Annotated in this window: 10 protein-coding genes; 6 read left to right on the top strand and 4 right to left on the bottom strand. The window is 62.6% G+C overall.

Annotation, left to right across the window (positions count from 1 at the left end):
* Positions 1–93 precede the first annotated feature (93 nt).
* Positions 94–2,346 (bottom strand): DNA topoisomerase IV subunit A, encoded by a 2,253-nt coding sequence (gene parC / locus QMG80_RS10105; protein WP_085772702.1) that lies wholly within the window; start codon positions 2,344–2,346, stop codon positions 94–96.
* A gap of 472 nt (positions 2,347–2,818) precedes the next feature.
* On the opposite strand from parC, the gene QMG80_RS10100 reads away from it, so the two are divergent.
* Entirely contained in the window at positions 2,819–3,091 is a 273-nt protein-coding gene (locus tag QMG80_RS10100) for a hypothetical protein (RefSeq protein WP_085772701.1), read from the top strand.
* 139 nt (positions 3,092–3,230) lie between these two features.
* On the opposite strand, the gene QMG80_RS10095 is transcribed toward QMG80_RS10100, so the two are convergent.
* From QMG80_RS10095 to QMG80_RS10085, 3 genes are all read right to left on the bottom strand, one after another.
* Entirely contained in the window at positions 3,231–4,628 is a 1,398-nt protein-coding gene (locus tag QMG80_RS10095; RefSeq protein ID WP_085772700.1) for an NAD(P)(+) transhydrogenase (Re/Si-specific) subunit beta, read from the bottom strand.
* A gap of 5 nt (positions 4,629–4,633) precedes the next feature.
* Positions 4,634–5,077 carry an NAD(P) transhydrogenase subunit alpha part 2 gene (locus QMG80_RS10090; protein ID WP_085772699.1) on the bottom strand — a complete coding sequence of 148 codons (444 nt, stop codon included), beginning with the start codon at positions 5,075–5,077 and terminating at the stop codon, positions 4,634–4,636.
* 63 nt (positions 5,078–5,140) lie between these two features.
* Positions 5,141–6,262: a Re/Si-specific NAD(P)(+) transhydrogenase subunit alpha gene (locus QMG80_RS10085; RefSeq protein ID WP_085772698.1), complete on the bottom strand. Its 1,122-nt coding sequence runs from the start codon at positions 6,260–6,262 to the stop codon at positions 5,141–5,143.
* A 547-nt stretch (positions 6,263–6,809) separates the two neighbouring features.
* Between QMG80_RS10085 and QMG80_RS10080 the strand changes: the two genes are divergently transcribed.
* The 5 genes from QMG80_RS10080 to QMG80_RS10060 all read left to right on the top strand — a co-directional run bounded on the left by QMG80_RS10080 (position 6,810) and on the right by QMG80_RS10060 (position 12,204).
* Positions 6,810–7,493, top strand: a complete 684-nt coding sequence (locus QMG80_RS10080) for a M15 family metallopeptidase (protein ID WP_085772696.1) — start codon at positions 6,810–6,812, stop codon at positions 7,491–7,493.
* A 515-nt stretch (positions 7,494–8,008) separates the two neighbouring features.
* On the top strand, positions 8,009–9,388 hold the full coding sequence (locus QMG80_RS10075) for a glycosyltransferase family 9 protein (RefSeq protein ID WP_085772695.1): 1,380 nt from the start codon (positions 8,009–8,011) through the stop codon (positions 9,386–9,388).
* Between the two features lie 39 nt (positions 9,389–9,427).
* The gene (locus QMG80_RS10070) at positions 9,428–10,288 is read left to right on the top strand and encodes a hypothetical protein (protein ID WP_085772694.1); all 861 of its coding nucleotides are present in this window, start codon (positions 9,428–9,430) and stop codon (positions 10,286–10,288) included.
* Between the two features lie 54 nt (positions 10,289–10,342).
* Entirely contained in the window at positions 10,343–11,140 is a 798-nt protein-coding gene (locus tag QMG80_RS10065) for a DUF5672 family protein (protein WP_085772693.1), read from the top strand.
* 62 nt (positions 11,141–11,202) lie between these two features.
* Entirely contained in the window at positions 11,203–12,204 is a 1,002-nt protein-coding gene (locus QMG80_RS10060; RefSeq protein WP_085772692.1) for an NAD-dependent epimerase/dehydratase family protein, read from the top strand.
* Positions 12,205–12,270 lie beyond the last annotated feature (66 nt).

The raw sequence follows: 12,270 nt of genomic DNA, 5'->3' as shown, positions 1-12,270 counted from the left end.
GCGTCGAGCGCGGGCCGGGCCAGTAATTCGTCTCTGGGCTAAGCGCATCATGGGGTCGAGCCTTAGCAGGCTGAAGGCCAAAGGAAAAGAGCCTCATCCAAAGCGGTTGCTGCGCGGGAATCCCCGCGGGGGCAAGCGGCCGGCTTCCGCCCTGTGGCCGATCCATTCTTTGAGATCCGCGCGGGATATGTTGAAGACGCGGCCTGAGGCGTCCGTCCAGCTCAAACCTTCCACGAGCGCGAAAACCTTGGCGTCGGAGACTCCACCGTCCTTATAGCGCTGCATTCTGACGCCCTTGCCGCGCGCCATGCGCGGAGTCTCCTCGAGAGGGAAGACGAGGAGCTTCCGGTTCTCGCCGATGATCGCCACATGATCGCCTTGTGCGGGCGCGACGATCTTCAGTCGCGCCGCGCCTTCCACCGTCAAGGCGGCGCGGCCCTTGCGAGTCGCGGATAGCAGATCGTCCTCGCCGGCGACAAAGCCGCGCCCGTCGTCCGAGATCAGCAGCAGCGCCGCGCCCGGCGTGTGCAAAATCGCGGTCACGATCATCGCGTCCTCTTCGATCTCGGCGAAGAGACGAACCGGCTCGCCGTGACCGCGCCCGCCGGGCAATTTGGCGGCCTCGATCGTGAACACCTTGCCGTTCGAAGCGAAGAGGAGAATTTTAGACGTCGTCTGGGCGAAGAAGGCCGTCGCCAGCGCATCGTCGCCCTTGTAGACGAGCGTGGAAATATCGGGCACATGGCCTTTGAGCGAGCGGATCCATCCTCTTTGAGAAACGACCACCGTGATCGGCTCGCGCTCGATCATCGCTTCGGCCAGGTCGAGATCGGCGGCCGGCGGCGCATCGGCAAATTGCGTTCGTCTCTTACCGAGGGCCGTCGTCACGCCCACGGTCTTCTTCAGCTCGCGGATCTGGCCGGCGATGGCGCGCCACTGCTTGGATTCATCTCCGAGCAGCGCCTCGACTTCGGCGCGCTCTTCGGTCAGCTCCTTATGTTCCTTTCGAAGCTCCATCTCCTCGAGCTTGCGCAGCGCGCGCAGCCGCGTGTCGAGGACATAATCCGTCTGGAGATCCGTGAGGCCAAAGGCCGCTTTCAACGCGGCCTTGGCGTCGTCCTCCTCGCGAATGATTCGGATCACCGCGTCGAGATTGAGGAAGACGATGATCATGCCGTCGAGCTGCTCGAGCCGGCGCAGGATGGCGGCCAAACGGTGCCGCGAGCGGCGCAGCAGCACCTCGCGGCGATGATCGAGCCAGCGCCGCAGCGCCTCGTCGAGCGAGACGACGCGCGGCGTGACCCCGTCGACCAACACATTCATGTTGACGGGAAAGCGCGTCTCGAGCTCGGAGAGCTTGAAGAGCGTCTCCATCATCAGCGCCGGATCGACCGTGCGCGCGCGCGGCTCGATGACGATGCGAACGTCCTCGGCCGATTCGTCCCGCACATCGGCGACGAGCGGCAGCTTCTTGTCATTGACGAGCTCCGCCAGCCGCTCGATGAGCCGCGACTTCTGCACGCCGTAAGGAATTTCCGTCACGACGGCGACCCAGCCGCCGCGCGGCAATTCCTCCTTGCGCCAGAGCGACCGCAGGCGAAAAGAACCGCGTCCGCTTCGATAGGTCTCGACGATATCCTCGCGGCGATCGACGACGACGCCGCCAGTGGGGAAATCCGGCCCTTGAACGAAATTCAGCAATTGCTCGGCCGTCGCGGAGCGATGGGCGATCAGATAAAGCGCGGCGTCGCAGAGCTCGGCCGCGTTGTGCGGCGGAACCGAGGTCGCCATGCCGACAGCAATGCCCTGCGAGCCATTGGCGAGGAGATTGGGCAACGCGGAGGGCAGCACGATCGGCTCCTGCTCCTCGCCGGAATAATTCGGCCGGAAATCGATCGCGTCGTCGTTGATGCCTTCGAGCAGAAGACGCGCGACCGTCGTCATGCGCGCTTCCGTATAGCGATAGGCGGCCGCGGCGTCGCCGTCGATATTGCCGAAATTGCCCTGGCCGTCGACGAGCGGGTAGCGCGAGGAGAAATCCTGGGCGAGACGCACCAACGCGTCATAGATCGCCTGGTCGCCGTGCGGATGGAAGGAGCCCATCACGTCGCCGACGATCTTCGCGCATTTCTTGAACGGCGCGCCCGGATCGAGCCGCAAAATGTGCATGCCGTAAAGAATGCGTCTATGCACGGGCTTCAATCCGTCGCGCGCGTCGGGCAGAGCGCGGCCGGTGATTGTGGAAAGCGCATAGCGCAGGTAGCGCTCCTCGAGCGCCTCACGCAGCTCGACCGGCGTGACGGACTTTTCGCCGCCGCCCGACTCCGAGCTTTTCCCTTGCGCCATGTTCGGCTCCCTCCTCCCCGCGCAGCCAGTCGTCCCCGCGCCGCCGCTGTCAGCTGCGTGCTCGGACTCGCGCGCCCGTTCTTCGAACGCTATTCTCAGGCGACAAGAAGTCGCACCAGATCAAACAGCTGGAACGAATCTTGACACCCTTGAGCCAAATCGCTCTACCGTAGCGCGCTGGCTGCGCCTAGAGCACGACGCGAAAGATCGATTTCCACTTTTTCGCATCGCGCTCTAGGAGACCTCCAAGGGCTCCGCAACCGGGCGTCGAGCGCCTCGCGCGAGCCGCATCACACGCCTGCTCGATGAAAAATCAACCATTTAACGTTCTTCCGCGGCCGCGCTTCGGCTCGGGAGGATTTTTCTTGTCGAGACGCGCCAAGGCTTGTACCTATTGCTTAGCTGGTGATGGAAAACGGTTCCTCTCAAGCTAATTGGCCTCGAGGAACACGCGGGAGCGGGAGCGGCAGCGATGCGTTTGACAAGACTGGCTTTTGCGGTGCTTGCCGCTTCGAGTTTCGCCTTTTCCGCCGGGGCTCGGGAGGGAAATACTGGCTCCGAGCCGGAGCGCCTGGCCCAGTCGCCAAGCCCCGAATCCTTTGGCGCGCAGAACGAAATTGCCGAAAATCTGCCGGATTGCCGCAAGGTCGACATCGACCTCGACGAGGGATACGGCGTCACCGGACACGCGACGCGGGACGAATGTCCGCCCCGCCGGCGCCGATTGGGTTCGGCCCCACGTTGACGGGCCTGCGCGCGGAATAATAAAGCGCGACAAAGCCGCTGCGCTCGCAGCGTCGAGCCAGATTCTCCGTCCTTGCGCTAAAACACCCGTTCCGCGCCGACGGCGTCGAACGGGCGAATATGCTCAGGCGTAGCGTGGATCAATGCGCCAGCGCCTTGACGATCGATTCGACGGTCTTTTTCGCGTCGCCGAACAGCATCATCGTGTTCGGACGGAAGAACAGCTCGTTCTCGACGCCGGCATAGCCTGACCCCATGCCACGTTTCAGGAACAGCACGGTCTTCGCCTTTTCGACGTCGAGGATGGGCATGCCGTAAATGGCCGACTGCGGATCGGTCTTGGCCGCGGGATTGGTCACGTCATTGGCCCCGATCACGAAAGCGACGTCCGCCTGGCTGAACTCCGAGTTGATGTCCTCGAGCTCGAAAACCTCATCATAGGGGACGTTCGCCTCGGCGAGCAACACGTTCATGTGCCCCGGCATACGCCCCGCGACCGGGTGGATCGCATATTTGACGTCGACACCCTCCTTCTTGAGGATGTCGGCCATCTCGCGCAAGGTGTGCTGAGCCTGCGCGACCGCCATGCCGTAGCCCGGCACGACAATGACCTTCTCGGCGTTCTTCATAATGTAGGCGGCGTCGTCGGCGGAGCCCTGCTTGACCGTGCGCGTCTCTTTGCCGCCAGTCGCCGCCGCCACCTCGCCGCCGAAGCCGCCGAGAATGACCGAGATGAAGGAGCGGTTCATCCCCTTGCACATGATGTAGGAGAGGATCGCGCCCGAGGAGCCGACGAGCGCGCCGGTGATGATGAGCGCCATATTGCCCAAAGTGAAGCCGATGCCCGCAGCCGCCCATCCCGAATAGGAGTTCAGCATCGAGACCACGACCGGCATGTCCGCGCCGCCGATCGGAATGATCAGCGTGACGCCGAGGACGAGCGACAGCAGGATCAGCGCCGCGAGCCAGAAGCCCCACTCGCTGGTGACGAAGAGCAACATGCAAAAGACGATGCCGACGCCGATCAAAATATTGATCGTGTGACGCTCCGGCAGCAGGATCGGCTTGCCGGACATTCTCTCGGAGAGCTTCAGAAAGGCGATGATCGAGCCCGTGAAGGTGATCGCGCCGATCGCCGCGCCAAGCGACATCTCGAACAGGCTTCCGCCCTCGATGTGTCCGGGCGCGCCGATGCCGAAAGCCTGAGGCGCATGGAAGGCGGCGCCCGCGACGAGGACGGCGGCGAGGCCGACCAAGGCGTGGAAGCCCGCAACGAGCTCGGGCATCGCGGTCATCGCGATGCGCTGCGCCACCGTCGCGCCGATCCCGCCGCCGATGCCGACGCCGATCACGATCCACACGAGGGTCAAAAGGCTCGGCGTCTGCACGAAGAGAGTCGTCGCGACGGCGACGGCCATGCCGATCATGCCGTAGCGATTGCCCTCCCGCGAGGTCGCGGGCGAGGAGAGGCCACGCAACGCGAGAATGAACAGAATGCCCGAGGCGAGGTAGAGAAGAGCCGTGAGGTTGGCGATCATTCGCGTCAGCCCTTCTTCTTATACATTGACAGCATGCGCTCGGTGACGAGGAAGCCGCCAAAAATATTCACGCTCGCTAAGATCAGCGCGAAGAAGCCAAACCAGCTCGCCAAGCTCGATCCGGGTTCGGAGGATGAGCCCACGCCGACCGACAGCAGCGCGCCGACGACAATGACTGAGGAGATCGCGTTGGTGACCGACATCAGCGGGGTGTGCAGCGCCGGCGTGACCGACCAGACGACGTAATAGCCCACGAACACCGCGAGAACGAAGATCGCGAGGCGAAAGACCACAGGGTCGATCGCCCCGCCTCCCAGCCCGTGCGACGCGGCGGCGGCGGCGGTCTGGGCGAGCTGCTCCGAATAGGCCTGCGCTTGGTCGGCCACGTGCCGGGCCGCCTCGGCCGCCTGACGCGCTTTCTCCAGCAATTGCTGCGTGTCGTCTGTCATGAGTGGGTCTCCCCTCGAAATCCGTTCCGTCGTTCAGCCCGATTCGCTGCGGGCCTCGTCTCGTCAACCGCGGGCGATCGCGGCGCCGTCGCGGGTCAAGGCCGTCGCCTTCACCAGCTCGTCGTCCCAGTTGATCGCGAGCTGCTTCGTCTCCTTCGAGATCAGCGTCTCGACGAAAGCCAAGAGGTTCTTGGCGTAGAGGCTCGAGGTCGTGGACGCCGTGCGCCCGGCGATGTTGAGCGGCGCCATGATTTTCACGCCGCTCTCCACGATGGTCTCTCCCGGTCGGGAAAGCTCACAATTGCCGCCGCGTTCGGCGGCCAGATCGTAGATGACCGATCCCGGACGCATCGAGCGAACCTGCGCGGCGGAGACGAGCTTCGGGGCCGGCCTCCCGGGGATCAGCGCGGTCGTGATGACGATGTCCTGCTTGGCGATATGGGCGCCGACGAGCTCGGCCTGCGCGGCCTGATACTCCTTCGACATCTCCTTGGCGTAGCCGCCGGAGGTCTCTGCCTGCTTGAACTCTTCATTTTCGACCGCGATGAATTTTGCGCCGAGCGACTCGACCTGCTCCTTGGTGGCCGGACGGACGTCCGTTGCGGTCACGATCGCGCCGAGGCGGCGCGCCGTCGCGATCGCCTGCAGGCCGGCGACGCCGACGCCCATGATGAAGACGCGCGCGGCCGGCACCGTGCCGGCGGGGGTCATCATCATCGGCAGGACGCGGCCATATTCGGATGCGGCGTCTAAGACCGCTCGATAGCCATTGATGTTCGCTTGCGAGGAGAGAACGTCCATCACCTGCGCGCGGGTGATGCGCGGCATAAGCTCCATCGCGAAGGCGGTTACATTGGCCTTGGCAAGGTCGGCGATGGCCTTCTCGGCGCCATAGGGGTCCATGATCGCGACGACGGCCGCGCCAGGCTTGGCTCCGGCGAGATCCGTCAAGGACGGCCGCCGCACGCGCAGGATCACATCCGCGCCCGCAACGGCTTCCCTGGCGTTGGCGGCGATGGATGCGCCCGCCGCGGCGTAATCGCCATCGGCGAAGCCGGAAGCCGCTCCGGCGCCGGCCTGCAGGGCGATTTCCGCGCCCAAGCCAATGAATTTCTTGATGGTTTCTGGCGTCGCAGCGACGCGGGGCTCGGATCTGTCGGTTTCGGCAAGAACAGCGATTCGCATCAAGGACTCCAATCGGGACAGCGTCTTGGCGGCGCCAGGGGACGGGCTATCCCGACTCCTGGCGATCTCGCCCCTCATGCGCCGGCGCTCGCGCGCCGCGTAAATTGAGGGGGATGGCGATATGCTTGCGGGTGAAGCGCGCGATCCACGTTGCGCCGGCCGAGCGGCGTCGCTCAAAAATGCCTGTCGCTGCTCCCCCCTCAACGGCCGCGCGATCCTTGCGCGCGACTTCCGCCGCCCCTTGCGCAAATGTTAAACGAGCTTCGGCCTTCCCGCAACGCCTTAGGCGTTCGCTAATCGCGCGGCGCCGCAGCAAGAAGGAGCTCTTCGACTACGCCGGGACATGAAAAAGCATGTTAAATCATGTAACTTTGCTTTGCGGCGACGCGTCGGCGACTTTGCGCAGAAGTTTGGGACTGTCTGATCGAAATTTACCGCAGCGGTTTGATCTTTCGTCCTTTATCACCCTCGAACAATCGGTTGGACGCAAGCGGGATCGCGCGGCGCCGGGCTTGTCCCGAGCGCGGACGGCGCAATATGGCTGCGCATGAAGATTTGTCTGCGTCGGCTGCTCAAGCCCCTGCCCAAGCTGCTCGTCGGCGCAGCACTGTCGGGCCTCGCCGCCATTCCGCCCGCCTCTGCCGGAGAGCCGCCGCCCGGCTTCGTGCGCTTGGCCGACGTCGCGCCGGGAATCGAGCAGGACATGCGCTACGCGGGCTCGAATAATTTCACCGGCGCGCCCGTGCCCGGCTACCGCGCGCCGCAATGCTGGCTGCGCCGCGAGGCGGCGCAGGCGCTCGCCCGCGCGCAGGCGCTCGCCCATCGGCGCGGATTCGATCTCGTCGTGTACGACTGCTACCGGCCCCGAAGGGCCGTTGCGGCGTTTCTCGCATGGTCCAAGAGCGCGGACGAAAGCACGAAAGACGCCTATTATCCGCACGTCGCGAAATCGGAACTGTTCGCGCAAGGCTACATCGCCGAGCGCTCGACGCATTCGACGGGATTAGCGGTCGACATCGGCGTCAAGGGCTGGGATTTCGGCGCGCCTTTCGATTATTTCGATCGTCGCTCCTGGACGAAAAGTCCCGTCAGCCGCGCGGCGCAGAGCGCGAGAGAGAAGCTCGTGGCGCTCATGCGGAGCGTCGGATTTGAGAATTATCCGCGCGAATGGTGGCACTTCTCCTACGGTGACGCGAAAGCGACCGAGAGCTTCGACGCCGAGATCGAATAGGCTTGGTCTGCACACGTCAGAAGCCGTTTTGGCGCGGCGCGAATGTAGGGCCTCGCCATGATCACGGGGAGCTGGCCAAAGATTATGCTGTGCCGCAAAGCACGACCAACGAGCGCCAGCGTTGTCGCGAGCACTGATCTGCACAGCAAAAAGAAACTTGAATGACCAGCAATATGCCTGAGAAGATTGAGACAAGGACCCGCATGCCGATTGTTGTAGGGTCTTCGCCAAGACTTGTCAGGTGAGAGCATTCACGTGCCGCAACTCGATCCACTCGAAGAATTAGCTGACGGCGTCGAGCAGGACGGAGCGCTGATTTTGCGCCTCTCTCCCTGCCTGGGGCGCTGCTCTTTGCGAAGCGCCGCCTTTCGCCCAAGGGCAGTCTCCTAAGCCCGCCTCTTTTCAACCGTCTCGGCGAGGGTTAGAGACTGCGCTCGCCGCAGCCAGAGGAGCCTGGACGCTGGCGGACGGGCGGAGCTCACGCGAACCGGCCTGCAGCTGAAAGGTGTTCCGCAATGCGCTGGTTCGATTGGCCGACGTGGTCGAAAACGTCGGCGCGGCAGATCGCGAAGCAGTTGCTCGGTCCTTTTCTGGGGCGCAACCCCGATCCGAAGACCGTTGAATATTATGCGTCGCTCATCGCCAAGGGCGCTGGTCTCGGCAAGATCCTGAGCGAGCTTTCGCAGAACCAGGAGTACAAGTCACAATTTTGCGCGCGACCGCCTCGAGCTCCGGCGGCGAGTCCACAGATTTGGAACGACCCGCGTTACGAAGCTTTTCTGAATGCTCCAAAAATTCAGAACGCGCTGATCCTCAAGCTCGATCACATCGGGGACTTTCTTCTGGCGCTCGACGCCTTCTCCGCCCTTCGCAAAGGCTTTCCCGAGGCGAAACTGACGCTTCTGTGCGCGCCGTGGAATGCGGCGCTGGCGCGCTCGCTCAATATGTTCGACCGCGTCGAGACGCTCGACTTCTTCGCGCCGACGGCGCAAGGAGAAAGTCCGGTCTTTTCCGCCGAGCGCCTGGGCGAACTTGCGAGGGAATCTTTCGATCTCGCAGTCGATCTGCGCGTGGAGGCCGACACGCGCGCGATCTTCGATCACGTTCAAGCGGCGCACAAATGCGGCTATGCGAGCGACGCCTGTCGAACCGTTCTGACCATCGGTCCGCCTCGACCCAATCTCCTCTACACAGACAGCCTGGCCGCCAATCAGCAGATGCTCATGCTGGGTCTCGCGCGCAGCGTCGTCGATTTCTTTCATCGCGACGAATCGCTTCACGGCGAAAGCCTGGCGCGCACGCTCATCGGGTCGGACGAGGCGGACGTTCCTCTTCGCGGCGGCGGCCCCCTCGTCGCGATGCATCCATTTTCCGGCAGGTCTATCAAAAATTGGCCCCTCGAGAATTTTCTGCGGCTCGGCGCGTGGCTCGAGCGCGAAATCGGCGCTTCGGTGTTCCTGCTTGGAACGAAGAAGGAAGCCGAAAGCGTTCCGGAGCTGGCCTTGCTGTGCGAGAGAGCGGGCGTTCGCTCGCTCGTCGGCGAGACGTCGCTCACGCAGGCGCTCTCCGTCATCGCAAGATCCGACCTCTATGTCGGCAATGATAGCGGGTTGACGCATGCCGCGGCGCGGCTGGACGTTCCGACGCTCGCCCTCTTTTCCGGAGTTGCGCCGATCGAATCTTGGGCGCCCCGCGGCAAACGCGTGAGGATCCTGCACGCCCCCGCGCCCTGCGCTCCCTGCTATCTCCCGTCGCTCGAGTGGTGCGAAGCGGGGCACGAGTGCCTGAGAGCGATCGATTTCGACTTCGTTCAAGCCCAAGCGCGAGACTTGCTGGAGCGGACCGGAGCTCGAGAAGCGCATCCGCCTTGCCGGGGCCAAGCGAATGGTGGATAGAAACGCGGCGATCGACTTCTATACGTCGGCGTCGAAGGGATGCGGCGCCGACGCCGCATCGAAGTGAGGAACGCCATGCGGTTACGCGCCTATGTGCTCGCCGCCGATCCGGCCTGGCTCGAGACGAGCATCCAGTCCTATTACGACGTCGTCGAAAAGATCGTCGTTTCCTACGACCGTAACAAGGTCGGTTGGACCGGGCGTCCGCTTCCCATCGACGAATGTCTCGACCGCGCCAAGTCGGTCGACAAAGACAACAAGATGGAGTTCGTCCCGGGAGATTATGCGATATTGAGCAACGCCCCGATGGCGAACGAGACGCGACAGCGTCGCGAAGCATTGGCCCGGGCCGGCGATGCGGACTGGGTGCTTCAGCTCGACACCGACGAAGTGGTGACGAACCCCTCTTCCCTTCTCAAGCGTCTGGCCGCTTTTCCCGCCTCCGTCGCCTGCGTCCGCTGGCCGATGCGAAGCTTCTTTCAGCAGTCGACCGATGGGCGGTATCTGGAGGTCTGCTCGAAACGACGCGGTCACGTAGAGGAATATTTCCCCGTGGCGGTGCGCCCGGGCGCAACGCTCGCCGAGGCGCGCTGCACGCACAAAGACACGATGACGTTGAAAAGCCGAACGTTCTCATTCGAGTCGCTCTCCGACCCGAACGCCCGCTTGGCGCGCAACGAGACGATGCTGCATTTCTCCTGGGTGCGGTCAGACGAGCAGATGCGACGCAAGCTGCAAAGCTGGGGCCACAGCCGGGACTTCGACACGGAACGCTACTATCGGGAAATCTGGTCGCGCGCGCCGACCGAGTGGAAAAGCTTACGCGATTTCCATCCGTTCGCGCCTCCGACATGGCCGGCCCTACGGCCGACCGAGCTGCCCTACGCGGTAAACTGGTGAGGGCGACGTCTCGGCGCGGATGAGAAGTCGAAGAAGGCGGAGCGGGGAACTGCAGTGGCAAAAAGTGGAATTACGCTCGTCATCGTCTCGACGGACACCTATGAGCTCGGCCTCCAGGCCGTCGTTAAGTCCGTCGCGAATTTCGCCTTCGATGAAGTGCTCATATTGAGCGATTTACCGCAGGCATGGGGCGATTTCTCGATCACGAAGATCGACAAGTTCGCATCTGGACGCGATTATAACATTTTTATACTGTCTGAACTCCACAAATATATAAATACTGATTTCTTCCTGATCGTGCAATACGACGGCTTCGTGCTGAGAGGCGATCAATTCTCGCCGCACTTCTATCATTACGACTATATCGGGGCGCCTTGGCCGTTTCACCGAGCCCTCAACGTGGGCAATGGGGGGTTCTCCTGGCGGTCTCGCCGTCTGGCGGAGGCGGCCGCCAAGGTCCTTGAAACCCATCCCCCCGATGCGGGCGCGGCTGTGCTCGAGGATCATTATCTGTGTCGGCTGAACCGGATCTTGCTGGAAGAGAGATACGGCATACGCTTTGCCAGCGAGGGCATCGCCGAGCACTTTGCAGTGGAACATGGCGAAAGGCGCTTCCCGACCTTTGGGTTCCACGGCATTTGGCATTTGCCGAAAATATATAACGACAGGCTGGACTGGCTTTTGAACAACCTACCGCAAAGGCTGCTAGAAAACGACGCCATGTATCCTTATCTCGCTGATGAAATGTACAATACTTCGGTCGAGCATTATAGAAAGTTGACCAAGCTCAAGGGACGAGCTAACCGGAAAAGCAGTGGCCTCGGACTTCTCCGATGGTCGGGCGGCCGGTGACCCCTGCCTGACCCGAAGCCCCATCGCGGCGAACTGCCCAAAAAAACCGAGAAAGGGAATGGATGCGTATTTTCATCAGCGGCGTCGCGGGATTTTTGGGAAGCCATTTGGCGGAGTCGTTCCTCGCCGACGGCCATGAGGTGATCGGCTGCGACAACATGCTCGGCGGCGAGCTGGACAACGTTCCCGCCGCGGTCAATTATTTTCAATATGACTGCTGCCACCACAATTCGATGGTCAAGATCACCCAGGGGTGTGACGTCGTCTATCATTGCGCCGCGACCGCCTACGAGGGCTTGTCGGTCTTTTCGCCGCATGTGGTGACGCAAAACATCGTCACCGCCTCGGTCTCGCTTTTCAGCGCCGCGATCGCCAACCGGGTCAAGCGCATCGTCTTCTGCTCGTCGATGGCGCGATATGGCGTCAATGAGGTGCCTTTCCTCGAAAGCTACACGCCGCGCCCGCAGGATCCCTACGGCATAGGCAAGGTGGCCGCCGAACAGATGCTGCGCAATCTTTGCGAGACGCATGGCGTCGAATATGTGATCGCCGTTCCGCATAACATCATCGGGCCTCGCCAGAAATACGACGATCCCTATCGCAACGTCGCGAGCATCATGATGAATCTCATGATGCAGGGCCGTCAGCCGACGATTTATGGCGATGGAACGCAGATGCGCTGCTTTTCCTTCATCGACGACGACATCTATTGCCTGAAGGAGATGGCCTACCGTTCTGACATTGTCGGGGAGGTGATCAACATCGGTCCCGACGAAGAGTTCGTCACGATCAACGACCTCGCGAACAACATCGCGAATCTGCTGCAGTTCAACGTCGATCCGATCTATATGCCCGGGCGTCCGCAGGAGGTGAAATTCGCCACCTGCTCCGCCGAGAAGGCGCGCAAGGTGCTCGGCTATAAGACCAAGGTTAAGATGAAGGACGGGCTGCAGGCGATGATCGACCATATCCGTCGCAAGGGCCCGCGACCGTTCCGCTACCATCTCGATCTCGAGATCGTGAACGAGCTGACGCCAAGAACCTGGAAGGAAAAACTGTTCTGATCTTCGCCAACCGGGGCCGCGGGACGGCCGGTCCGACGGGTCGATGAACGCGGGCGTTGGAGAATC

The organism is Methylocystis bryophila, assembly GCF_027925445.1.
GTDB lineage: Bacteria > Pseudomonadota > Alphaproteobacteria > Rhizobiales > Beijerinckiaceae > Methylocystis > Methylocystis bryophila.
Note: the sequence above shows the minus strand (reverse complement) of the source record. Positions and strands in the feature narration are given on the sequence as shown.

Coding starts and splice junctions, on each gene's coding strand:
- parC (WP_085772702.1), bottom strand. CDS start 2,346: ATGGCGCAAGGGAAAAGCTCGGAGTCGGGCGGCGGCGAAAAGTCCGTC.
- QMG80_RS10070 (WP_085772694.1), top strand. CDS start 9,428: ATGCGGCGCCGACGCCGCATCGAAGTGAGGAACGCCATGCGGTTACGC.
- QMG80_RS10080 (WP_085772696.1), top strand. CDS start 6,810: ATGAAGATTTGTCTGCGTCGGCTGCTCAAGCCCCTGCCCAAGCTGCTC.
- QMG80_RS10100 (WP_085772701.1), top strand. CDS start 2,819: ATGCGTTTGACAAGACTGGCTTTTGCGGTGCTTGCCGCTTCGAGTTTC.
- QMG80_RS10075 (WP_085772695.1), top strand. CDS start 8,009: ATGCGCTGGTTCGATTGGCCGACGTGGTCGAAAACGTCGGCGCGGCAG.
- QMG80_RS10085 (WP_085772698.1), bottom strand. CDS start 6,262: ATGCGAATCGCTGTTCTTGCCGAAACCGACAGATCCGAGCCCCGCGTC.
- QMG80_RS10060 (WP_085772692.1), top strand. CDS start 11,203: ATGCGTATTTTCATCAGCGGCGTCGCGGGATTTTTGGGAAGCCATTTG.
- QMG80_RS10090 (WP_085772699.1), bottom strand. CDS start 5,077: ATGACAGACGACACGCAGCAATTGCTGGAGAAAGCGCGTCAGGCGGCC.
- QMG80_RS10095 (WP_085772700.1), bottom strand. CDS start 4,628: ATGATCGCCAACCTCACGGCTCTTCTCTACCTCGCCTCGGGCATTCTG.